A 25,521-nucleotide genomic window follows, 5' to 3' on the forward strand; every position below is an offset into this window, starting at 1 on the left:
CCTCCACGAAGATTAAGTTGTCAAGGTTTTATAAAAACCCTGCGACCTATCCCTCAAACCTTTATCCATAAAGGATTTTGGTTGATTTCAGGTCAACGAATCGCACTATTGCCCTGTCCCCGGTGTAGCCTTTCATCCCTAGAGTAATTATACTTAACCCAAATGTAGGAGGGATTTTTTTAAGTAAATATGCCACTCTAATAAGTAATTCATTGTAGGTGAGCTATGGTTAAGCGATCGCCAGAATATATAGACGCATCTCAAGATATTAGAGTGGCAGCTACTACAAAAATTTGGGGGTTTACGGTCGGTATGCTCGCTCTTTGTATACCCCTTTCGGCCATAACTCGCAGTGGCCCTATTATCCCCCTAGCGGCTCTTGGAGGAGCAACAGCAGGCACTCTTGCAATATGGCGCTCTGATGAGAAAAAATTGAAAGCTCACTACTTACCAGGGCAACAAGTGGAATTACTAGAACAGAGAATTGCCAATTTAGAAACTATAGTTAGCAGTGACGACTCTTATTTACACCAAAAAATTCAAGGTTTAGAATCTGGGGATACCTCTGGTATCACTACTCAAGCTACTACGCCAAACAACAAAGCTTAACCTTAACCTTAACAACACATATCATTAATCACAAATTGCAACTATGGTCTTGATTTGCTGTGAAACTCGATTAACCTTAAACAATTTTTGCTGAGTTGTCTGTGTCTCAAAACCCAATTAAATCATACTCTTCTTTGGAAATATAACTGTTCTAGGGCAACAGTATCTCTTGGTTAAGGTTAGTTAGAATTGATGGACTTCATGGAAATTCTCCCTATCTGAGTCACATCAAGCAATCAAGGCTACAAATCCTGTTTATATGGATACTCTCTGCAAACTTTTGCCTATGATTGTGTTCTATGAGACTGCGAGGATTACGGAATTTTTAATTAACTAGAAGTTATAAACTTGATTAATTGCATTGGTATAACTTACCTTAAGTATGCAAAATTGTGCCACAGAAATGCAGATGGATTGGATTAGCTTACTCAAAGCTCAACAAGCTGATTTCCTTCTTCGTGTGAAAAAACCAAAAACTTACGATCTATCGTTGTTGGAAAGTCAAGTTAAAGGTTGCCACAGCGAAATTATGGCATTCTGGGGAGAGCCATTTGCCAAAATTCTGGAAGTTTCTCGCCGACAAGCAGAAATTCTCGCTAAAAACCCACCTCCCATCCCGCCTGAATATCCTGAACCCCCTGACTGGACGATACCTTTCCCTATCTATTTCCAGCAGCAAGCAGAAGATTATTTCTTGCGAGAGCAAATTGTCGATCGCATCATCACTGAACGTCTGGGTAAGTTACTGAAAAAGTTACCTCAGGATACAGTGAAAAACATGGTACTAGATGATGAGGGTAATTTGCGCGGTGAAAGTAAATTTACTTATTTACTAGCGGATAATCCCAAGTTAAGTGTGCAAGTTTATGTAGCGGATGGAGAAAGTTTTAACGGTATTAAGAAAGATAAAATTAAGTGGTCAGTTACTCAAGAAGATTTGAGAAATCACCAAGTATTAATTTTTCTGTGTTTATTTTATCCATCCACAGGTAAACTTGGTTATGAAAAACAAGCTGTAATTGCTGGATTTTTACCCACTAGTCAAATTGCCTTAACTGAACCAAAACTATATTTCACTCCTAGCCATTTGTTATATGCAGGCGGATTAAGTTGGTATTTAGAATCGCTGACTGTGAAAAAAGAGGCGAGACTGGATTTCCTACCAGTAGTGATTGAGAGGACAATACCAGAAACTATTCAAACCGTACCCTCGGAGCATCCCCGTAAAGAAATTATTGGTGATTGGGAATGCTGGCAGACATTGAGAGGACACACTAGAGGAATTAATTGTTTTTCTTTTAGTTCTGGGTGTGACAATGGTTTGCCGATATTGGCTAGTGGAAGTCGGGGAGAGACAAAGTTATGGGATTTAAGTCAAGGTGAATTAATTGATACCTTGTCAGAATATCCTTGGACTGTATCTGGGATAGTAGACGAAGTAAATTCTCTGGCTTTTGGTACCGATGGACAATTGTTAGTTAGTGGCGGTGCAGATTCCACTATTAAAATTTGGCATACAGGCGCACTAGATTTAATTGATATCCTGCATAAGCATAATGGGGTTGTGCGGTGTGTGGCTTTCACACCGGATGGAAGGATGCTGGCGACTGGTGGCGATGACAGAAGAATTTTATTTTGGGATTTGATGCACCGTCAGGTCAAAGCTATCTTGTCTTTAGATGATACGGCGGCTCATTCTCTGGTTTTGAGCCGGGATGGACAAACTTTAGTCACAGGTAGCTATCGCAAAATCAAAGTTTGGCAGACTTCTGGTTCCTGGCTGGGAAAAAATCTCAAGGATGCACAACCATTACACACTCTCATGGGTCATGGTCATATTGTGCGTTCTTTAGTGATGAGTAAAGATGGTCAACTGCTAATTAGTGGTAGTTGGGATCAAACGATTAAAATTTGGCACTTGGCGACTGGGAGATTAATTCGCACTCTCAAAGGTCATACAGATAAAGTTTATGCGATCGCCTTCAGTCCCGATGAACAAATTATTGCCAGTGGTAGCGCCGACCAAACTATCAAATTGTGGCACCTGGAAACAGGGGAGTTATTAGCTACGTTTACAGGTCACACTGATATTGTTACAGCACTAACTTTTACAACTTCTGGTGAGATGTTAGTCAGTGGCAGTTTGGATAAAACGATTAAACTTTGGCAGAGGAGTTAGTCCATAGTCAATAGTCCATAGTCAACAGCGCTAGTTAAATTAGCGTTGTTTTTTGGTACATATTTTAGGTGACAAAAAGCTGTTAATATCAAGTTGTTACTATATTACTTAAAAAACATAGTGATACAGTACCTGATACCATTTTGAATTAGTATCACCCTACAGCTAAGGGTCAATAACCTTGTGATATTGATGCTGCAAGAATGGGCAAAATAATGCTAAATATTCACACTCAGCCTTCTTCGCAGCACCAAAAAACTATGATTCATTTTAGTGTCCAAACTACTAAAAAGTTGCCATTACGCCTAGTTTTAATTATTCCTTTTGTATTGCAAATTTTTACCGCAGTCAGTCTTGTAGGATATCTCTCCTTTAAAAATGGGCAGAGGGCGGTGAATGAACTTGCTGATCAGCTGATGATGAAAGTGAATGATCTAGTTGATCAACATCTTGATACTTACTTAGCAACCCCTCATCAGATTAATCAAATTAATATAGATGCTACACAGCTAGGAATGCTGAATTTAGAAAATTTTCAGCTTACAGGACGTTATTTCTGGCAGCAAATGCGAGTATTTAATATTGGTTATATTAGTTTTGCTAATCCCCCAGGAGAATTTATTGGAGTTGAAAGATTAGATAACGGTAGCCTATTAATTAACGAAGTTTCTCAAAAAAATGGTATTGGCAGACTTTATGTTTACAATACTAATGATCAAGGCGATCGCCATCAACTAAAAGCAATTAAAGATTACGATCCTCGTGTAGAAGCGTGGTATACAGATGCAGTTAAGGTAGGTAAACCTGTTTGGAGTCAAATTTATTCATGGGAGGATAAACCAGAAGTTTTATCTATTTCTGCAAGTTATCCTATCAATGATGGTGCTAATAAATTTGTAGGTGTGATTAGTGTTGATTTAATATTATCACAAGTTAGCAGCTTTTTAGCTAATTTGGAGGTAGGTAAAACAGGAGAAATATTTATTTTAGAACGTTCTGGACTACTGGTAGCTTCTTCAACTAGTGAACCACCATACAACTTGATGAATGGAAAAGCACAAAGGCTATCAGCACTCCAGAGTAACAATTATTTAATTCAAGGAACAACCAATTATCTCCAGCAAAATTTTGGTCAACTTCAAAATATTAAAAATAACCAAGAGGCTGTATTAGAACTGGAAGGTGAAAGACATTTTGTACAAATAAAACCTTGGAATGATCAAGTAGGTTTGGATTGGTTAGTAATTATTGTAGTTCCTGAAAGGGACTTTATGGCGGAAGTTAACACCAATAATCGCACAACTATTTTACTTTGCTTAGGGGCGCTGATGATAGCGACAATAATCGGAGTATATACTTCCCGTTGGATTATACGTCCTATTTTACAGTTAACCCAAGCTAGTAGTGCGATCGCCTCCGGCAATCTCGACCAAGAAGTTACAATTTATGGCTTAAAAGAACTGAGTATTCTTGCCACATCTTTTAATAAAATGGCGGGACAGCTACGGGATACTTTCGCAGCATTAGAACAAAATAATCAAGAATTAGAAGAACGAGTTGCAGAACGAACAGCAGAAATTACAACCGCCAAAGAAGTTGCTGATGCTGCTAACCGCGCCAAAAGCGAATTCTTGGCTAATATGAGTCATGAATTACGTACTCCTCTAAATGGGATTCTTGGCTATGCTCAAATTCTACAACTTGATCCAACTGCCAGCGAAGAGCAAATGCAAGGTTTTAATATTATTTACGAATGCGGCTCTCATTTACTGACTTTAATTAATGATATTTTAGATATTGCCAAGATTGAAGCTAAAAAATTAGAACTTTATCCTACGGATTTTGATTTAGAAAAATTATTATTAGGCGTTTGTGATATTTGCCGTATTAAAGCAGAACTAAAAGAAATTTGTTTTATATATAAACTAAAAAATCAAATACCAAGCACTATTTCTGCTGACGAAAAACGGCTACGCCAAGTTTTAATTAATATTTTAGGTAATGCCATTAAGTTTACAGACAATGGTATAGTCACTTTTACTGTAGAAGTTATTAGTAGCAATAAAAAAATATTTATTAATGATAGAAATCAGGATTTACCAGTTGCGAAAGTTAGATTTAATATTGAAGATACAGGTATCGGGATGACAACCGCACAATTGAAAGAAATATTTTTGCCTTTTGAGCAAGTAGGAGATAATCTACATAAATCAGAAGGTACTGGCTTAGGACTGGCAATTAGTAGCCAAATTGTAGAGTTGATCGGTAGTGAGATTAAAGTTGAGAGTATCTATGGTCAAGGAACTAAGTTTTGGTTTGACTTGGATTTGCCTATAGTTGATACTTGGAAATCATCAAATTCATCTAAAATTACAAACACTATTATTGGCTATGAAGGTGAGCCAAAAACTATCTTAGTTATCGATGATATTGATAGTAATCGTTCTTTTATTGTCGATTTATTGTCATCCATAGGGTTTAAGGTGATTGAGGCTATTAATTTGCAAGAGGGTTTAGACAAGGCAAAATATAATCAACCAAATTTAATTATTACTGATTTAGCAATGTCTATAATTGATGGTTTTCAGATGAAGGAAATTCTGCGATCGCCAGAAGAATCTTCAAAAATAGTGATCATAGCTTCGTCTGCTAGCATATCTAACTTTACCCGCCAACAAAGCCAAGAAGCAGGCTGTGATGATTTTCTCCAAAAACCTGTAAAAGCTGAGGAATTATTTGATATATTACAAAATTATTTATCTATAAAATGGATTTATTCAGCTAGTCATAATTCTTCAGTAAAAATTAATTCTTATACAGAAGAAATCATATTTCCTCCTGGTACAGAACTAGTTAATTTATATCAAGCGGCTAAAGCCGGTTATGTTGTAGGCATTCAAGAAGAAATAGCCAGAATTGAACAATTAGATCAAAAATATACATCTTTTACTGATAAAGTCTCAGAATTAATTGCCGAGTTTGAAGATGAGGCTATTGTGGCAATGATTCAACCTTATATATCTTGTTGATTTTAATTTTTATAAGTACGTTAATTTCCGGAAAATTTTGCATAAATTGTGGATCTGAAACTACGATGTTTTACAGGATTATTAGATGAGCAGTCCCATAAATAACTCAATCTTAATTGTAGATGATATCCCAACTAACATCAAGGTTTTATTTGACATCCTTAATCAAAATGGTTTTCGAGTTTCTGTAGCTAAAAATGGACAAAGTGCTTTAGCCAAAGCGAAAGAAGCATTACCTAATTTAATTTTATTAGATGTAATGATGCCTGGCATTGATGGGTTTGAAACTTGCCGTCGCCTGAAAGCTGATCCAAAAACCAAGGATATTCCCGTAATCTTTATGACAGCGTTATCTGATACTGTTGATAAAGTCAAAGGTTTAAAACTTGGGGCAGTGGACTATATTACTAAACCTATCGAATATGAGGAAATATTAGCGAGAATTAATGTCCATCTAGAATTAAGGCGAACTCAACTAAAGTTAGCGCAAGAGGAAAAAATGTCTTCTTTGGGGCAATTAGTAGCAGGAATTGCTCATGAAATAAATAATCCCGTTAACTTTATTTATGGTAATTTAATTCATGCTCAAAATTATATTACAGATTTATTAGACTTATTAAAATTATACGAAACTCACACAAGTGATCCATCCCCAGAAATTAAAGAATTTTCCGAAAATATTGAATTAGAGTTTATTAAAAAAGACTTACCACATCTATTATCTTCAATGGCAATGGGAACTGAGCGGGTTGAACAAATTGTGCGATCGCTCCGTTTATTTTCTCGATTAGAAGATATAGAATTTCAACCATTTAACCTACATGAAGGCATTGATAGCACACTCATTATCTTAAGTCACCGCCTCAAAGCTTCCCCGACACGTCCAATAATTAACATTATCAAGGAATATAGTGACATACCTTTGGTAGAGTGTTATGCCGGAAAACTTAACCAGGTATTCATGAATCTGCTGGCTAATGCAATTGATGCCTTAGAAGAGTCAGTAGTTAATCAAAAAACAACTGACACACTGACAATTTGGATTCGGACAGCAGTCACAGATGACCAAAAATCGATATTAATTGAAATTGTCGATAATGGTATCGGAATTTCTCCAGAAGTACAACAGAATATATTTGAACAATTTTTTACTACCAAGCCTTTAGGTAAAGGTACGGGTTTAGGATTGGCGATCGCTCATGAGATTATTGTGGAAAAACATGGGGGTACTCTACAGGTAAACTCTACCCCCGGACAAGGCGCTCAATTTTTAATTACCATTCCAATTCAGCAAGTGATTGGTTAAGAATGGGGAGTAGGGAATGGGAAGTATTCGTTAGTAATTGACATCACTGGGGAAAACTTAATGAAGGTGTAGCAAAGAAGCTAGTACAATCTTTCCCCTTCCCTGTTCATCCCATAAATATGATTAATCCCACCATCACTCTTCCTGGGTACCACATCCTAGAATTTATTTATTCCAGCAGCCACACCTTTGTTTATCGGGGTCAACGAGATATTGACCAAGAACCTGTTGTCATCAAATTTCTCAGAAGTGAATATCCCACTTTTAGCGAAATGGTGCAATTTCGCAACCAATATTCCATTGCCAAAAATCTTGATTTTCCTGGTATCGTCAAACCCTACAGTTTAGAAACCTATCGTAATGGTTATGCGTTAGTGATGGAAGACTTTGGCGGTATTTCTTTGCAACAGTGGTTGCAGCACAATGTTTTAGATGTGTATGAGTTTTTATCAATTGCTGTACAAATTGTTTCTATTCTCGACCGACTACATCACCAACGAATTATTCACAAAGATATTAAACCTGCTAATATTCTGATTCATCCCAAAACTAAAGAAATTAGACTGATTGATTTTAGTATTGCGTCTCTATTGCCAAGAGAAAATCAAGAAATCCAAAATCCTCAAGTTTTAGAAGGAACTTTATCTTATTTATCACCGGAACAAACCGGACGGATGAATAGAGGAATTGATTATCGTAGTGACTTTTATTCCCTTGGTGTCACCTTTTTTGAACTAATTACCGGAGAGTTACCATTTATTTCTAATGACCCAATGGAGTTGGTTCACTGTCATATTGCCAAGCAACCAGATCAATTTAAAATTCACAATTCACAATTTAAAAATGAACAACTAGTTCCCCAGGTGCTAGGTGATATTGTCATAAAACTTATGGCAAAAAATGCCGAAGACCGCTATCAGAGTGCTTTGGGGTTAAAACATGACTTACTTTTATGCTGGAATCAATTAAGAGAAACTAGCATTATAGGTAATTTCTCATTGGGAACGCGGGATGTGTGCGATCGCTTTATCATTCCCGAAAAACTTTATGGTAGAGAAGTAGAAGTCCAAACTCTTTTAGCCGCTTTTGAACGTGTAGCTCAAGGTAAAACGGAAATTATCCTCGTAGCAGGTTTTTCTGGTATCGGTAAAACCTGCGTAGTTAACGAAATCCACAAACCCATCGTCCGCCAACACGGTTACTTTATCAAAGGAAAATTTGACCAGTTCCAGCGCAATATTCCTCTATCTGCATTTGTCCAGTCCCTGCGGAATTTCATGGGACAAATACTGAGTGAAAATAACATCCAAATCGCCCGTTGGCACGATCAACTTCTGCAAGCATTAGGAGACAATGGGCAAGTAATTATCGATGTCATCCCCGAACTGGAGCATATCATTGGTAAACAACCTCCAGTCCCAGCGTTATCGGGAATTTCTGCTCAAATTAGGTTTAATTTTCTATTTTTAAAATTTATCCAAGTCTTTACAACTCCTGAACATCCCTTAGTCGTTTTCCTAGATGATTTGCAATGGGCTGATTCTGCTTCTTTGACATTAATTCAACTATTAATGAGTGAAGTAGATCAAGGTTATTTACTTCTAATTGGGGCTTATCGAGATAATGAAGTTTCCCTGGTACATCCTTTAATATTGACATTAAATGAGATCGAAAAAATTGGGTATACCATCAACATCATTACATTAAATAGCTTACAACTAACAGACTTAAATTATCTTGTGGCTGATACGCTTACCTGTTCTCTAGAACTAGCTCAAAGACTGACCGATTTAATATATCAAAAAACTCAAGGTAATCCTTTTTTTACAAATCAATTCCTCCAATCTTTATATAAAGATGGAATAATTAAGTTTGATTTTGATATTGGTTATTGGCAATCGGATATTGCTCAAGTTAAGTTGCTTACACTCAACGATGATGTCGTTGAATTTATGGCACAACAATTACAAAAATTGCCATCTGCAACTCAAGAAATCTTAAAACTGGCTGCTTGTATTGGCAATCAATTTGATTTAAATACTCTGGCAATTATATATGAAAAATCACTCTTGGAAACAGCAAGTGACTTATGGGAAGCACTACGAGATGGTTTGATTTTACCTCAAAATGAAATTTATAAATTTTATCAAAATGATGAACCATCGGAAACTGGAGACTCGAATTTAGGAAATGAGCAATATTACCATTTTCCAACTTATAAATTTCTCCATGACCGAGTACAACAAGCCGCTTATTTATTAATTCCCGAAGGAGATAAACAAGCAACTCACTTAAGAATAGGAAATTTACTGTTAGCAAATAGCCCCTTTGAAACGACAGAAGAAAATATTTTTGAAATTGTTAATCAGTTAAATTATGGCTTAGAACTCACCATCCAACAAAGTCAAAAAGATGAACTAGCAAAGTTAAATTTAATAGCAGGACGTAAAGCTCAAACTGCAACCGCTTATGTTGCTGCTAGCCAATATTTCACCACAGGAATAGAGCTATTAGCCCCAGATACTTGGCAAACTCAGTATCAATTGACTCTAGAATTATATAATGCAGCTACAGAAGCAGCGTATCTCAGCACTGTGTTTGCAGAAGTCGAAAGATTAGCTGCAATTGTGCTGCAACAAACCGATAAATTTTTAGATAAAGCCAAAATTTATGAAATAAAAATACAAGTTTGTATAGCCAAAAATCAACTTTCGGAAGCTGTTGAAATAGGGCTAAAAGTCCTGAAGTTGTTGGGAATAGAATTTCCTCTACAACCAAACCAAGAAGATATTATCAGTGGCTTACAAACAACACAAAAGCTATGGGAAGGAATAAAAATTACCGATATTTTAGATTTGCCTGTAATGACTGACTCTGATAAGTTAGTGGCTATGCAAATCTTAATCAATATATCTGCTGCCAGCTATGTCACTTCACCATCATTATATATTTTGATCGTCTTTCAAGAAATCAATTTATCAGTAAAATATGGTAATACTGCTGCTTCAACTTATGCCTATGCTGCTTATGGTCTTATCCTTTGTGGGATAGTGGGAAATATTAGCTTAGGGTATCAATTTGGTCAATTAGCTTTAAACTTATTACAAAAGTTAAATGCTAAAGCACTGCAAGCAAAAGTCTATTTCCTTGTTAATTGTTTTATCAAACATTGGCAAGATCATTTAAGGACAACCATAGAGCCGTTAAAAGATGCCTATTTTAGTGGCATAGAAACAGGAGATTTAGAATTCGCTTCATATTCAGCCTTTAAGAAATCTGTACATTTATATTTTGCTGGTGAAGATTTATCAGTTGTAGAGCAAGATGTAAACTTATTTATGGAAGGCGTTAGAAAAATTAAACGTAGCAATACCATAAATTATTATCAAACACTCTATCAAGCAGTTAAATATCTCAGGCAATCCAGTAAAAAAGATAGTGTCAAATTAGAATTACCTGAAGATATAAAAGATATTAATGCTGGTTATTTTTATTGCCACGAAATGATAATTTGTTATCTGTTTAATAGGAATTGCGAAGCAGTAGTCAGTACGGCTTTTGCAGAAAAGTATTTAGAGGGGATGACAGCTTTATTTTTTGTACCTGTATTTCATTTTTATGATTCTTTAATCAAGTTAGCTATATATATTGATGCTACGCCAGATGAACAAGCAGAAATCATCTTAAAAGTAAAACTTAACCAGCAAAAAATGCAGAATTGGGCAGATAATGCACCAATGAACTACCTACATAAATTTGCTTTAGTGGAAGCAGAAAAATATCGAGTTTTGGGTGAACACACCTTAGCAATTGAATATTACGATCGCGCGATCGCCGCAGCACAAGAAAACCAATATCTGCAAGAAGAAGCCCTCGCTAATGAACTGGCTGCTAAATTCTATTTGGGGTGGGGGAAAGAGAAAATTGCTCAAGTATATTTAATTGATGCTTACTACGCCTATGCTCGTTGGGGCGCAACAGCCAAGATTCACGACTTAGAACAACGCTATCCCCAACTATTATCAAAACTCCTCTACCAAGAAACCATCGAAGAAAATCTAGCTTCCCTGACAATGACGAATAAAACCGTAGTTGCTACCAAAGCAAGTGGTTCAACATTTCTGGAGGGGATAACAGTAATGCAAGCCTATCAAGCACTTTCTAGCGAAATCGAGCTAGACAAATTACTTTCTACCTTGATGCAGGTAGTCATTACCAATTCTGGAGCGCAAAGAGGTATTTTATTACTGTTACATCAAGGAAATTTAGTTGTAGAAGCTACCGGAGACATCGCCAGCGAAAAAATTCAAGTCTTGCAATCTACACCTCTAGCCAATTTTCCAGATATTCCCCACGCTGTGATCAACTATGTGCAACGGACTCAGCAGACATTAGTAATTCACAATATCGCCAGTGACACTAGATTTGCCCACGATACGTATATTATTAACTACCAACCCCAGAGTGTTTTGTGTACTCCCATCCTCAAACAAGGTAAGCTGATCAGCATTGTGTACCTAGAAAATCAGCTTACCTCTGGAGCATTTACACGCGATCGCCTAGAACTATTGAATTTACTTTGCTCCCAAGCAGCTATTTGTCTAGAAAATGCCCGTCTTTACCAACAATCCCAAGAATCTCTGGAAAATCTCCAGCAAATGCAATTGCAATTAGTCCAGAGTGAAAAAATGTCGGCGTTAGGTAATCTCGTCGCTGGGGTAGCACACGAAATAAATAATCCAGTGGGGTTTATTGGGGGGAATTTACAACCAGCAATGGACTATGTAAAAGATTTACTGCATATCATTGACGTTTATCAAAAGTATTACCCCAATCCCATTGCAGAAGTTGTACAAGAAATTGAAGCGGTTGATTTAGATTATATCCGTGCTGACTTACCGAAGTTGATTTCTTCCATGAGAGAAGGTGTTCAGCGTATTCGCAACATTAGTACCAGCCTACGGACTTTTTCTCGTAGTGATAGCGATCGCCCAGTTTCCTGCAATCTACATGATGGCATTGACAGTACCCTTTTGATTCTCAAACATCGCCTCAAAGCTTGTGATGCTCGTCCTGATATTCAAATCATCAAAGATTATGGTAATTTACCCGCCATAGAATGCTTCAGTGGACAGTTAAACCAAGTTTTTATGAATTTATTAGCTAATGCTATCGATGCTTTAGAAGAAGCAAATTCTAGCCGGAGTTTAGATGAAATTAAAGCTAATGCTCCTAAAATAACAATTCAAACTCAAATCAGCACAGATAAAAATTATGTCTTAATTCGGATTAAAGATAATGGAATGGGAATGACAGAGGCGATACAGCAAAAAATATTTGATCACTTATTCACAACAAAACCTGTAGGACAAGGTACAGGTTTGGGATTATCCATCGCCCGACAAATTATTGTCGAAAAGCATCAAGGAACTTTAAAAGTAAATTCAGTTTTCGGTGATGGTTCAGAATTTATCATTTCTCTACCAATCAAAGCTAAATTTGTGGGTTGAATACAATCGTTTTTTTCGTCTTCTTCACATTGAAAATATATTGATGTTACAACAATTCCTAGCTACGTCTGTTGCTCTAGTACAATTTCTGGGAACCATACTCTCATAGCATCAGCAGTGAATAACTATAAAATAAACGAGTTTAAATCAAATGCTTGATACATCAACCGAAAATAGCTTCATTTTAGTTGTAGATGATACTCTCACCAATCTGGAAATTATATCTGAAGCATTGACTGAAGCAGGTTTTGAAGTAGCTACAGCAATTGATGGAAAAAAAGCACTCCAAAAAATACAACATAGATTACCAGATTTAATTTTGTTAGATGTAATGATGCCAGTAATGGATGGCTTTGAAACCTGTAAACATTTAAAAACTCATCCAGAAACTCATGATATCCCCGTGATTTTCATGACAGCCATTACTGACACAGATAGTAAAGTCGAAGCTTTAAGTTTAGGCGCAGTTGATTACATCACCAAACCTTTCCATAAAGCAGAGGTATTAGCTCGCATCTCCACACATCTGCAACTCAGAAACTTGACTAAAAATTTAGAAACCCGTGTAGTGGAACGGACTTCTGAACTTAACAGAGTATTACAAGACTTACAAGAATATCAACTCCAGCTTATACAACAAGAAAAAATGTCTGTTCTGGGACAATTGGTAGCAGGATTAGCTCATGAAATTAATAACCCAGTCAGTTGTATTTACGGCAATTTAGGTCACGCTCTATCATACTTTGAAAGTATGAGCCATCTAATAGACCTTTATCAAAATTACTATCCCCATCCTGTAACAGAAATTCAAAATGAAATTAGCGAAATGGATTTAGAATATGTGCGTTCTGATCTACCTAATTTAATTTTCTCAATGAAAGAAGGTATTCAGCGCATCCGAGATATGAGCAGAAGTCTGCGAATTTTTTCTAGGTCAGATACAGAAAACAAAATTCAATTTGATATCCATGAAGGAATTGATAGTACTATTTTAATTCTGAAGCATCGATTGAAAGGATCTGAAAATCGTGCTGATATCGAAATTAAAAAACATTATGGTGAAGTACCTCTGATTAACTGCTTTCCTGGGCAATTAAATCAGGTGTTTATGAATATTTTAGCCAATGCTATTGATGCTTTAGATGAATCATTTACTAGTAATCAGTCGTCAGTGATAAATAGTGAAATAATTGGTATTCCCCAAGTTTTAATTCAAACCATGCTGAGTGAAGATACAAATAACGTTTTAATTAAAATTAAAGATAATGGAATAGGAATGTTAGATGAAGTTCAGCAAAAGATTTTTGATAATTTATTTACTACTAAGCCTGTAGGCAAAGGAACTGGTTTAGGCTTATCAATTGCCCGCCAAATCATTGTCCAAAAACATGAAGGAAAGCTAGAGGTAAATTCAGCTATGGGAAAAGGTTCTGAGTTTATAATTACTATTCCCATTGATTGAAATGAAGATATAAAACTGTATATAATAACTTGGTAAAAACGTCGAATTCAGGTTAATTGAGTATACTGAAAAACAATATCCCCGGCTTCTCAAAGAAGTCGGGGATTTAAGATGTGAGGTATAGTCTATAAACCTTCTGGTTTCTCAGGAGGAATAGCACTTACCTGAGTACTGACAACTTTTGTGGTTTGCAAGATAGCAGTATTGGCAACAGAATTGTTTGCCAACGTGAAGAGTGGATTAGATAAAATTCCTGCTACAGAAGTTGCAATTAATGTCACTACTAAACCCACTTGCAACGGTCTAAATCCAGGTAAATCCCAACGTATTTCGGGATAATTCTTAACTGCGTCAGACATTTCTTGGGGTTCTTTAACTACCATCATTTTGACTACACGAATGTAGTAGTAGATGGAAACAACACTGGTCACTAAGCCTAGTAAGACCATCCAGTAAAGACCTGCTTGCCAACCAGCCCAGAACAAGTAAATCTTGCCGAAAAACCCTGCTAGTGGAGGAATACCACCCAAAGAAAGCAGAGAGATACTCAAACCTAGTGTGAGGAGTGGGTCTTTTTGATATAACCCAGAGTATTCGGCAATCTGGTCTGTTCCTGTCCGCAAGGAGAAGAGGATGATGCAGGTGAAAGCGCACAGGTTCATAAATAGATATACCAGCAAGTAGAACACCATGCTGGCGTATCCCGCATCAGTCCCAGCAATTAAGCCAATCATCACAAACCCGGCTTGGGCAATGGATGAATAAGCTAACATCCGTTTCATGCTGGTTTGGGCTAGGGCGACGACGTTACCCAAAATCATACTGAGGACGGCCAAGGCTGTGAACACAAACTTCCATTCCTCAGCGACGAAGGGGAAGACAGTAGTTAACAGACGGATAGCTAGAGCAAAGCCAGCTGCTTTGGAACCGACGGATAAAAAGGCAATGACTGGGGTAGGAGCGCCTTCATATACGTCTGGTGTCCATTGGTGGAAAGGTGCGGCGGAAATTTTAAAGCCAATACCCGCGATGACAAAAACCAGGGCGATAACTACACCCAAGGATTGACCAAGATTAGCTGCGACAATGCCATTAGCGATCGCACTCAGTTCTGTTTGTCCCCCAGATAAACCATACAGCAGTGACACACCATACAAAAATACTGCCGTGCTAGAAGCACCAATCAACAAGTATTTCAGCGCCGCCTCATTGGATCGGGGGTCACGCTTGGTATAACCTGTCAACAAATATGAGGAAATACTCAGGGTTTCTAGGGAGATGAAAATCATTACCAATTCACTAGCCCCAGAGAGAAACATCCCGCCCAGGGTAGCACTTAACAAAATAGCGATGAATTCAGCTAAAGCAGTTCCACTCTGCTCAATGTAGCGAATTGACATCAATATAGTTGTAACGGCAGACAAGGCAATGATACCGCGAAAGATGATACTGAGGTCATCACCAATAAAACCACCGGTAAAAGAGATGGGATTGATCGCATCCCATTGAAAATACAGGGCGACAACCGCCGCGAGTAAACCAGCGATCGCCAGATATCCAATCCAGCGTGAGGATGTACGCCCTAAAATCAAATCAACAATCAAAACCCCCATGAGGGTGACAATGACAATTCCCTCAGGCAAAATTGTTCCAGCGTTCAACTGGGCTGCAAGATTAGCAAAATCCATGAGATATATAGGTTTTGGCGATTAGACATCAAGGCTAACTTTGTTCATTCTATCTATTGTTTCTGACCAAAGTTGCATTTATCTTTTTAGCTTTCAGTTTATACTCGCTTTTGACTAAAAATTCCCCACTGGTAGCGTAGTAGCCTTTTGTTACTTACTGTTACTATAGTTGAGCCTTTTTATCTTAGTAGTCTACTGAAAAAAGCAGTAGCCTACGACAAAGCGTAGGCTAGGTAGGAAATAAGTATGACTGTAAACTAAAAACCGATGGCGATCGCTTTTATTAAATTCTCTATGGGGCTAACAAGCAAATAAGATTCTGCTTGAAAGCTAAAGTTCCATAATTTGGCAATTTTGTAGGTCATCGAGTTACTCTTGAATCTCAAAACTCTACCCAAGTTGTTAGCTGCGGTTAGATTTTCAAGTCAGTATCCCACCGTAGGTGATCGCTACTTAATTTTTTGCTTAATAAAAGTTACTACTTGAGCCAGCTGCTTCTTCAAGCCCTCAATTTCTGCTTGCATTTTGGCAACCTTATCATTGAGTGCTTGGATTTCAGCCGCCGCAGCTGCGTCTGTTTCAGCAGTTGCTACTTTAGTAGATGTAGCAACTGTAGATGTGGCTACAGTTGCTACAACACCATTTGTCATAGTAGCAGTGGCTACATTACCATTCTTAGTAGCAGCAACTGCTCCTACTAGTTCTTGGCGTGGCAGTTTAGCCTTAGTCATTGCTGACTTAATCGCGTTAATTAGCTGTTTTTGATCAAAAGGCTTACCCAGGAATTCAAAATATTCAAAAGGTTCGGTGAGTTTTTCCGTCACCTCTTCCTTCCGACCAGACATAATCACTAAAGGAATCTTTCTCAGTTCAGGGTTAGCTTGGACTTGCTGAAAAACCTCCCAGCCACTCAATTTAGGCAGTAGGAAATCCAACATGATCAAGCTAAGTTTTTCTTGGCGGATGAGATTTATCCCTTCCAAACCGTCCTTTGCTTCCAATACCTCAAAATTGCCAGGAGGCAACATTTCACGTACTTTTACCCTGACAACGGTAGTGTCATCGATAACTAGAATTTTGTTACTTGCCACGACTGATTGCTCTAACAGAATATTGAAGTTTAAATAGCGGCTTCCCTACGGGACGCTGCGCGTAGCTTGCTTCCACGAAGTGGTATGCCGAATGACCGTGAGAATGCTCCCACTATATCCAACATTGTTATTAATTGGGGGATAGTATATTTCGGTATAAATGTCGTTGTCGGCAGTGTTTTACAAAACTTCTAAGACCTATGACTTCCTCACAACCTGCTCAATTCAAGTCAGAAATTACGGCGATGCCTAGTTGGTTACGCCGTCCCATTGGCAAAGCCAGTGAACTCTCGACAGTACAGCGTATTATTAAGCAGCGCCAAATTCATACAATTTGTGAAGAAGGGCGTTGTCCCAACCGGGGTGAATGCTATGCCCAAAAAACGGCTACGTTTTTACTCATGGGGCCTACCTGCACCCGTGCTTGTGCTTTTTGTCAAGTCGATAAGGGTCATGCACCAATGCCAATTGACCCAGAGGAAGCGCAAAAAGTAGCAGAGGCTGTAAATTTGTTGGATCTGCGTTACGTAGTACTAACGTCTGTCGCCCGTGATGACCTACCAGATCAAGGAGCGGGTCACTTTGTGCAAACAATGGCAGCAATCCGCCAGTTAAGTCCGGGTACTCAAATTGAAGTTTTGACACCCGATTTTTGGGGTGGTGCAGGCGCAGGAGAAACAGGACAGCGCCAACGGATAGAAATGATTGTAAATGCTCAACCAGCTTGTTTTAACCACAATATTGAGACAGTACGTCGTTTAACCGGGCCAGTGCGGCGGGGCGCTAAATACGATCGCTCACTGCGGGTTCTGTCTTTAGTTAAAGAAATCAATCCCCATATTCCCACTAAATCCGGCTTAATGGTAGGACATGGAGAGACTGTTGCCGAACTTACCACAGCAATGGCAGATTTAAGGGCTGTAGGATGCGATCGCCTAACCATCGGTCAGTATATGCGCCCATCCCTAGAACATCTACCAGTCCAAAAATACTGGACACCAGAGGAATTTGACCAACTCGGCACATTAGCCAGCGAAATGGGTTTCAGTCACGTCCGTTCGGGGCCTCTGGTTCGCAGTTCCTACCATGCTGGGGAGGAGTGAAGAGATAGGGCTATATGGGTGTGAAGGAAGCAGAGGAAGAAATTTTAACTCAGTACTCCTCACTCCCTAATTCCTCATTCACACAAATATTTTTAAAGAATATGGGCAATTGTGTCCTCTGTTTGGTATTTCTGAAAAAGTCATGACATAAGGAGAAACGTCTGATGGCTAAAGCCAAAACTTCCCCAGTTGCCAATACAGGAAAACCACCCTATGCTTTTCGTACAGGTTGGGCGCTGTTGCTACTAGCTGTTAACTTCTTGGTAGCAGCCTACTATTTCCACATTATTGACTAGTTATATTTCGGGAATAGGGAGTAGAGAGTAAGGAGTAGAGACCAGGGAGTATGGGAAGAAAATTAGAGCAAATGGCTCTTTTTTCGCCTGCACCCTGCCTCTCTGCCCAATCTCCACCCTAATCCCCAAACTAAGTGGAATGGTGTTGCTCACATCGTGCCTTTAAATAAACCTTTAGGACGAATGAGCAACACCAAAATCATGATTAAGAGGGCTACACCTTGTTTGTATTGGGAACCTAAGAAGGGTGTACTAACTTCTTGGACAATGCCAATAATAAAAGCGGCGGCGATCGCTCCGTAAGGGTTGCCAATCCCACCTAAAATTACGGAAGCGAATAGAGGTAAAATCAAAAACCACCCCATATTTGGACGCACAGCTGTAATTAAGCCATACATACTGCCACCCAAAGAGGTGACTGTGCCAGCAATCAGCCAAGTCCAGAAAATTACTTGCTCGACATCAATACCAGAAACCTTGGCTAAATCTAAATCGTCAGCAACAGCTCGCATGGCTTTACCAATTTTTGTGTTTTGCAAGAGGTAGTGCAATACGCCAATGGACAACACTGCCAATGCCAACACTACCAGTTGATTTTGTGGTACTTTCACACCGAAAATATCTAAAGCAGGGGTAATGGGTAAATTATAATTTTGGTTTCTGCCGCCCCAAATCAAAATAATCCCATTACGTAGGAATAATGCCAGCCCAATTGAGATGATAATCAGAGTAGTAGAATTAGCGCGAATTGAGCGCATTCTTGACCACAGCAGTTTTTCCGACAGTAACATTGCTCCAACAGTTCCTACTACTGCCACTATCATCGATAACCAAATATTCACTCCAAACGTGTTCACCAGCAAAGTCAGATAAGCCCCTAAAGTTAAAAAATCACCGTGGGCAAAATTAGATAACCGTAAAATTCCATAGGTAAGAGTCAATCCAACAGCTGCAAGAGCAATAATGCTACCGACTGCAATCCCGTTGACAATCAGTTGAATCGTTTGTATATCCATGTTGCTAGTTAAATAAGCTAATCTATAGTTGTTTGGAAAGAATGATTTTCGATCCCAATTTCCAGTTTAATGGTGACAATCGATACTCTAAGTTATAGTTTCTCGACAAAAAAAAATTGTGAGCTAATATACATAGAATCGTAATTGCATTTTTTGCAAAACTAAAATTGTTAAACGGTCTAGTTGACCATGCAGCAGTATTCAAGCTTACCAGAACAAAACTCACAGATAGATGCAGCGCCAACTTTGTTGGCAACAATTCAGCAACTTCGCGCTGAGTTATGGCTGGAACGCAGCTTGAACCAGCTACAAAGGCGTTTGCATGATTGCCTACAGTCTGCTTTTAGCACTGTTCAACCAAGAACCACAGAAGCGGATATTTACCAAACTGTGATGAATGAACTTGACATTGCTTTAAACAATAGCAGCGTGGACTTTCCAAACTCTGCCTTAGGTGTCGCTCTGTTTCAACCGCAAGCAGCAGTTGGTAAAGTTTACTATATTTCTCGTCCCCTATCTCTAGGCTGTCAACCTCTATTTTTAGAAGTGATACCCAAAGAAGGGAAAAAATTGCGCCTGCAATTGCAAGAAGCAATCAAACTCAAAGATTTACAGGAACTAGAAAAGCAAAAACCGCCCAACGCTTGGCGATTAACGGATGATTCTGGTGCTGTGATTGGGTGGTTACTTCTGGCGATAGACAACTTAAAGCTTCGTGACAAAACATTCACCGCATCACATCCTCAACTGTATACGCAATTAATGGAGAGGTCAGCCGAGCAGTGTGTTAAAGCACTGGCTCACCTCCAGCAAATACAATCTTTACAGCAAAAATCTCAAAATTTAGGTGTTTCTAATCAAGAATTAGAGCGTACTAATCAACTGAAAAACCAATTTTTAGCGAATACCAGCCACGAAATTCGCACACCACTGAGTTCGATTATTGGTTTTACTCACCTACTTTTGGCGCAAGGTTATGATCCCAGTAGAGAACGCCATCACGAATATTTAAATATTATTCAATCTAGTGGTAAACACCTATTGGCTCTAATCAACGATATTTTGGATCTCTCCAAGATTGAAGCTAATCAATTAGAAGTACAGTGGGAAAAAGTTAATGTGCCGGAACTTTGTCAAAATGTATTAGCACTGGTAAAAGAGAAAGCCGGAAATAAAGGGTTGAAGTTGTCTTTGGAAATAGATCCCAATGTCAAAATGTTCGTGGCTGACTCTTTACGACTCAAGCAAATGCTCTTGAATTTGTTGTTTAACGCTCTCAAGTTTACCAGTACAGGCACTGTTGGCTTAAAGGTGAAACTTGAAGATTTATTTATACACTTTACTGTCTGGGATACTGGCAGTGGTATCTCTCCAGAGCATCTTGCTCTATTGTTTCAACCATATTTCCAAATCCCTAACCCTTCCTTTTCTCAACATGAAGGTACTGGCTTGGGGTTAGTGGTAACTCGTAAACTGGCAGAAATTCACAGTGGTTCTATAGAAGTGGAATCCGAAGTTAATCAAGGTTCTCGTTTTACAATTATCTTGCCTTTAACACAGAATGGTGAGGTATTTGTAGGAGAAGATGAGGAGTATGAGGAAGCAACATCTTCTGTATCTTTTACACGTACCATTTCCCGAGAAGTTTTGTTAGTTGAAGATGATTTACCCAATGGTGAATTGATGCAAATTCATTTAGGTAAATTGGGATATCAGGTGACTTGGGTGAAGAATGCTGATGAGATGTGGATTGCACTTGCTCAAAAACAGCCAGCAGTTATTTTAATGGATGTCTGTTTGCCAGGTGCTAATGGTCTAGATTTAGTTAAGCAGTTGCGAGAAAAATCTCAATATCAACAGATTCCTATTATTGCCCAAACGGCAATGGCAATGACAGGCGATCGCTCAATCTGTTTAGCTGCTGGAGTCAATGACTATATTTCTAAACCAATTGACTTAAACCTTTTGGCTAGTCTGGTGGCTAAGTATAGTCAGTTAGATTAGAGATTGGGGAGATGGGAGTGCTGACTAATGATTAATGACTTATGACTTATGACTAAAATGATATTGACTGAAAAACTTGAGCAATTAAAAGCCTTATTTGCAGAAATGGGACAGGCTTTAATTGCCTATTCTGGGGGTGTTGATAGTACTTTGGTAGCGAAGATTGCTTATGATGTGTTAGGCGATCGCGCTTTGGCTGTGACTGCGGTTTCGCCTTCGTTGTTACCAGAGGAACTAGAGGACGCGAAAATTCAAGCCGCAACGATGGGAATTCCTCATAAAATTGTCCAGACTCACGAGATGGATAATCCCAATTACACATCGAACCCTGTTAATCGTTGTTATTTTTGCAAAAGCGAATTACACGATACTTTAAAACCTTTGGCTTTAGAGTTGGGCTATCCTTATGTGGTGGATGGTGTGAATGCTGATGATTTGCATGATTACCGTCCGGGGATTCAAGCGGCGAAGGAAAGAGGCGCGCGATCGCCTCTAGCAGAGGTTGGTGTCACCAAGTTAGAAGTCCGCCAACTTTCCCATCAACTAGGCTTACCTTGGTGGGAAAAACCAGCCCAGCCTTGTCTAAGTTCCCGCTTTCCCTACGGCGAGGAAATTACCATAGCTAAATTGCAACGCGTAGGTAGAGCCGAAATTTACCTTAGAAAGTTAGGTTGGCAAAATTTGCGTGTCCGTTCTGAAGGAGATACAGCTCGTATTGAGTTATCACCAGAAAAAATCAAAGATTTTATCCTGACAACAGATTTACAGTCTGTCGTTAGCGCACTTCAAGAGTTGGGATTCCTATATGTCACCCTAGATTTAGAAGGTTATCGCAGTGGTAAATTAAACCAAGTTCTCAATCAAGCAAATTCCCCACTTAAAGTCTAATTACGAACTACGTAGCTTGCTTTTCTACGCAGGCGTAAGCCTACCCATAGGTTATGACAAATTATCAAAAAGTCTCCGTTTCCACTGACACGAGAATACAACCATTAATTCGCCAGCTATCGTCTGGTTGTTTCTCCATAAAATACAAAGCCCTGAGGGGGACACCATCAGGAGCTAAAAGCAACACTGGCTGAGTGATATTTTCCTGAATAGTGGTGACTTGCTCAAAGAATACTGAGCGAGGACGGTAGACAGCAGGATAACTCATGCTCACCATCCGCAGGAAATTATCTGCATTTTGAAATTGCTCTTGAATTGCGGGAGTAGCACAGGCAAAAGCACCTAGAGCATCATCTTGTTGAAAGGCTGCCAATTGGCTTTCAATGACAGACCGGATAGTAATAAAATCTTGATCTGTAACTTTCATAAGTATATAAATTACGGTAGTTTGTATTGACTCTCCGAATTTTAGATTTTGGATTGTTCTTTGGTACTCCTACGGAGAAGCAAGCTACAAGCCCTGCACTTCGTACTGCTATGAAAATGTGAACGGAAAAATCTCAAATACTCGCTGCGCTGCGTCCGCTACCCTAACGTCAATCTAAAATCCAAAATTATTTGATTGTTAACGGTCAACATTTCTGCTTTGAGTGAGTTTGAATTCTACTTGCTGGATGGCAAATCGCCATACATCATAACCGTCAGCAGACAAATGTAAGCCATCTGTCGTTAAATCAGAGCGTAAATTGCCATCCGCATCCGTAAACCAACTATGGATATTTAAATAATTTGCTTTTTCTTGTTTCGCAATTTGGGCAAGCTTTGTATTGATTTGACGAATACGACTATTAGAAATATTAGACAAGTGAGTAGGTAAAATAGATTGCACGAATATCTGAGTTCTGGGGTGAGATTGCCTTAAGCTACGGATCATCCGGCGGTGATTACGCAAAATGACTTCATCGCTAGACCCTCTACGTAAGTCATTAATCCCGGCCATAACGTAGATTGCATCAGGACGAGTTTGTGAAAATGCTGCCAATCTGTTAGCTATCCCACTAGAAGTATCTCCCGATATTCCCTGATTCAGCCACAATTTACCAGATGGTAGCTTTTCTCTGGGAAACCACATACTCAAGGAATCCCCTACTAAGATACTGAGACGGTTTTTACCTTGACCTTGGGCGATCGCTTTTGCTTCTAGAGCTAATAAACTTTTCCAGTCATCATAAGTTAGTTGCTGCTTTTTACTTGAATCTTCCCATAATTGCTCACTATCACTGTCTTGGCGCGTATAAATTTGACCAGTTTTCAGTGCTGCTAATCTGTAATGGTAAAGTTGATTACCAGAAGTAAATGGCAGATTAGTCGGTTGGGGATTGAGGTTAAAGAATGAGTTAATGGGTGTTGATGATTCTTGATTGGTAAATTGCAGTAAAGGGACATCAGAACTAGGAAGATTTTTTTCGCCTCCTGTTGGTTGAGAAGCTTTAGAAGGTGACAAAGTTTGACGGCTAAATTCTGGGAAGGAAATGTTAAAAAGCGTAGGAAGACTTTTTTCATCTACTGTTGATGGTGAAGTTTCTAACGCCTGCAATATTTGGTTGCTATATTCGGATAAAGATGTATTTGGGGTGATAGTGGTCTGTAGGCTTTGTTTTATATCCGACTCGAATCTAGAATTGTCTGGCAGGATATTCGCTATCTGTGGTAGAGCGGATGCTGGTAGTGTCAGTCCTGTTAACAAGCCTACTGCCAACAGATAAGAATCCCTCATCACTTTTCTCTCCTCTACTTACTGTTTTTTCGATGACAGCTTTAATTTCCTGCATTCAGGAATTTTACTGTTGTTAAAATATTATTTTTATTGAAAATGTATAGTTCTGTAAACTAGGTTAACGAGATTATATTTAACAATTCACAAATTCTTTAAAGCATATCTTGCAATCTAATTGATAACGAGTTTCGTGAAGTTAATACTTATCCAGTATTTTTACTTTATTTAGGGTTTTGTAATAATTGCTACCTAGCTTTAGGATATCTTTTGTGTCAAAACTTGTAAATATAGATTTTTACACATTTAAATAAAGTTCTATTGATATAGAAGAAATCAGTATAAAGTGCTAAGATTTAGGCGAAGTGATTGATGATTCCCTATAATTTCGTGGCTAGAGCTAGTACAGCGATCGGTGTTAGTCCCATTATTAAAGAGATTGTGCAGAAACAGGCACATTCCACTCGTTTAACCCTAAAAGAGGTAATTCTCATGGGAATGTTAGCAATAGATAAACTTGACGATCAAAGTCGTCAAGAGTTAGCAGACAAGGTTCATCAAATGCAAGTGAATGGTGAAATATAAATCTGCTTGATAAAGTTAATGGTCAAAAGTTGATAGCTAAATATATTCACTGTTGACTATTCACTAAATCTATAGCGACTTCCCAAAACGTAATCCTGATTAATTTCCATAGAAATCCATCGGCGTTGCAAAATTTCAGCAACAAACCCAGTAGTATTAGAACCTGCAAATGGATCTAATACTATATCTCCTTCATCAGTTAAGAACTTGATGAAGAATTCAGCAAACCCTTGAGGAAATCTTGCTGGATGTGGTTTGATACCTGCTGCTTTGCAACGTCGTAGATAAGCACTATTAGATTCAGTATTAGCAATTTCTAGTAAATTCGGTGGAATGGCACCCTGATTATCTTTTTGAAACTTATCAGAAATGTCATGTCCACTAGGACGGAGGTTAGCTTTATAGCCGCTTTTGAGTAATTTTTTCATACTTTGACTATAAGGCTTTAAAATTTTCCGGTTATCCGCTTTTGGGTTGGGTATTTTTGATAGCCACCAAACTACATTTACTGCATCTTTGACACGAACTCTTCTAATAGTCACCCATTCAGCCGGGGTAGGTAGTCGCGCCGGATTATAGTGATAGAATTCTTGAGCTAGAAAAAAACCGACTTCTCTACACAATTTTACTAAAATTTCGTATTGATAAATACTACGTATGGGATTACCAGGAAGATAAGCACCGCCTAAATCTAAAACAAATGAACCGTTTTCTGCCAAAACTCTTTTAAATTCGTAGGCGAAAGGTAAAAACCATTCAATATATTTTTCTGCGCTTTCGTTTCCATATTCTTTTTTGCGCGTTAAGGCAAATGGTGGCGAAGTAAGGATTAAATTAATACTGTCATTTGGGATGGATTGGATAATTTCCAGGCAGTCACCTAGATATGCTTGTCCGTATTGCTGCGTATAATTAGCTGTAAAGTTAATTACTTTTATGGTTGTTGTTTGCTGTGAGTTCAAGCGGCATCTAAATTATTTT

The 25,521-nt window shown here is 38.5% G+C and carries 17 protein-coding genes; 11 read left to right on the forward strand and 6 right to left on the reverse strand.

Annotation, left to right across the window (positions count from 1 at the left end; all coding sequences use genetic code 11):
• Window positions 1-225 precede the first annotated feature (225 nt).
• From H6G18_RS13525 to H6G18_RS13550, 6 genes are all read left to right on the forward strand, one after another.
• The gene (locus H6G18_RS13525; RefSeq protein WP_190407618.1) at window positions 226-609 is read left to right on the forward strand and encodes a hypothetical protein; all 384 of its coding nucleotides are present in this window, start codon (window positions 226-228) and stop codon (window positions 607-609) included.
• A 409-nt stretch (window positions 610-1,018) separates the two neighbouring features.
• Complete coding sequence (locus tag H6G18_RS13530; protein WP_190407619.1) at window positions 1,019-2,788, forward strand: WD40 repeat domain-containing protein; 1,770 nt, start codon at window positions 1,019-1,021, stop codon at window positions 2,786-2,788.
• Window positions 2,789-3,048: 260 nt separating this feature from the next.
• Complete coding sequence (locus H6G18_RS13535; RefSeq protein WP_190407620.1) at window positions 3,049-5,817, forward strand: hybrid sensor histidine kinase/response regulator; 2,769 nt, start codon at window positions 3,049-3,051, stop codon at window positions 5,815-5,817.
• An 85-nt stretch (window positions 5,818-5,902) separates the two neighbouring features.
• Window positions 5,903-7,123, forward strand: coding sequence for a hybrid sensor histidine kinase/response regulator (locus H6G18_RS13540; RefSeq protein WP_190407621.1), 1,221 nt, complete (start codon window positions 5,903-5,905; stop codon window positions 7,121-7,123).
• 119 nt (window positions 7,124-7,242) lie between these two features.
• Entirely contained in the window at window positions 7,243-12,633 is a 5,391-nt protein-coding gene (locus H6G18_RS13545) for a trifunctional serine/threonine-protein kinase/ATP-binding protein/sensor histidine kinase (RefSeq protein WP_190407622.1), read from the forward strand.
• A gap of 151 nt (window positions 12,634-12,784) precedes the next feature.
• Window positions 12,785-14,095: a sensor histidine kinase gene (locus H6G18_RS13550; protein WP_190407623.1), complete on the forward strand. Its 1,311-nt coding sequence runs from the start codon at window positions 12,785-12,787 to the stop codon at window positions 14,093-14,095.
• Between the two features lie 125 nt (window positions 14,096-14,220).
• Here H6G18_RS13550 and H6G18_RS13555 read toward each other — a convergent pair whose 3' ends face one another.
• Both H6G18_RS13555 and H6G18_RS13560 read right to left on the reverse strand, forming a co-directional pair.
• Window positions 14,221-15,783, reverse strand: coding sequence for an NAD(P)H-quinone oxidoreductase subunit N (locus H6G18_RS13555; protein ID WP_190407624.1), 1,563 nt, complete (start codon window positions 15,781-15,783; stop codon window positions 14,221-14,223).
• A 449-nt stretch (window positions 15,784-16,232) separates the two neighbouring features.
• Window positions 16,233-16,874 (reverse strand): response regulator, encoded by a 642-nt coding sequence (locus tag H6G18_RS13560; RefSeq protein ID WP_190407625.1) that lies wholly within the window; start codon window positions 16,872-16,874, stop codon window positions 16,233-16,235.
• A 200-nt stretch (window positions 16,875-17,074) separates the two neighbouring features.
• Between H6G18_RS13560 and lipA the strand changes: the two genes are divergently transcribed.
• Both lipA and psaX read left to right on the forward strand, forming a co-directional pair.
• Complete coding sequence (lipA, locus tag H6G18_RS13565) at window positions 17,075-17,977, forward strand: lipoyl synthase (protein WP_190407626.1); 903 nt, start codon at window positions 17,075-17,077, stop codon at window positions 17,975-17,977.
• Between the two features lie 164 nt (window positions 17,978-18,141).
• Window positions 18,142-18,273 (forward strand): photosystem I protein PsaX, encoded by a 132-nt coding sequence (psaX, locus tag H6G18_RS13570; protein WP_190407627.1) that lies wholly within the window; start codon window positions 18,142-18,144, stop codon window positions 18,271-18,273.
• 149 nt (window positions 18,274-18,422) lie between these two features.
• Here the strand turns inward: psaX and H6G18_RS13575 are convergent, their stop codons facing one another.
• A complete protein-coding gene (locus H6G18_RS13575; RefSeq protein ID WP_190407628.1) occupies window positions 18,423-19,289 on the reverse strand; it encodes a branched-chain amino acid ABC transporter permease in 867 nt (288 codons plus the stop codon).
• A gap of 189 nt (window positions 19,290-19,478) precedes the next feature.
• On the opposite strand from H6G18_RS13575, the gene hrmK reads away from it, so the two are divergent.
• Together hrmK and larE are read left to right on the forward strand one after the other, a co-directional pair.
• Window positions 19,479-21,293, forward strand: a complete 1,815-nt coding sequence (hrmK, locus tag H6G18_RS13580) for a hybrid histidine kinase/response regulator HrmK (protein ID WP_190407629.1) — start codon at window positions 19,479-19,481, stop codon at window positions 21,291-21,293.
• A 57-nt stretch (window positions 21,294-21,350) separates the two neighbouring features.
• The gene (gene larE / locus H6G18_RS13585) at window positions 21,351-22,181 is read left to right on the forward strand and encodes an ATP-dependent sacrificial sulfur transferase LarE (protein ID WP_190407677.1); all 831 of its coding nucleotides are present in this window, start codon (window positions 21,351-21,353) and stop codon (window positions 22,179-22,181) included.
• A 64-nt stretch (window positions 22,182-22,245) separates the two neighbouring features.
• Here the strand turns inward: larE and H6G18_RS13590 are convergent, their stop codons facing one another.
• Entirely contained in the window at window positions 22,246-22,608 is a 363-nt protein-coding gene (locus H6G18_RS13590; RefSeq protein WP_190407630.1) for a DUF4864 domain-containing protein, read from the reverse strand.
• A 198-nt stretch (window positions 22,609-22,806) separates the two neighbouring features.
• On the reverse strand, window positions 22,807-23,958 hold the full coding sequence (locus tag H6G18_RS13595; RefSeq protein ID WP_190407678.1) for an SGNH/GDSL hydrolase family protein: 1,152 nt from the start codon (window positions 23,956-23,958) through the stop codon (window positions 22,807-22,809).
• Between the two features lie 369 nt (window positions 23,959-24,327).
• On the opposite strand from H6G18_RS13595, the gene H6G18_RS13600 reads away from it, so the two are divergent.
• Window positions 24,328-24,540, forward strand: a complete 213-nt coding sequence (locus H6G18_RS13600; protein WP_190407631.1) for a hypothetical protein — start codon at window positions 24,328-24,330, stop codon at window positions 24,538-24,540.
• A gap of 56 nt (window positions 24,541-24,596) precedes the next feature.
• Here H6G18_RS13600 and H6G18_RS13605 read toward each other — a convergent pair whose 3' ends face one another.
• Window positions 24,597-25,502: a DNA-methyltransferase gene (locus H6G18_RS13605; protein WP_190407632.1), complete on the reverse strand. Its 906-nt coding sequence runs from the start codon at window positions 25,500-25,502 to the stop codon at window positions 24,597-24,599.
• Window positions 25,503-25,521: the final 19 nt, after the last annotated feature.

The organism is Anabaena subtropica FACHB-260, from assembly GCF_014697105.1.
Taxonomy (GTDB): domain Bacteria; phylum Cyanobacteriota; class Cyanobacteriia; order Cyanobacteriales; family Nostocaceae; genus Trichormus; species Trichormus subtropicus.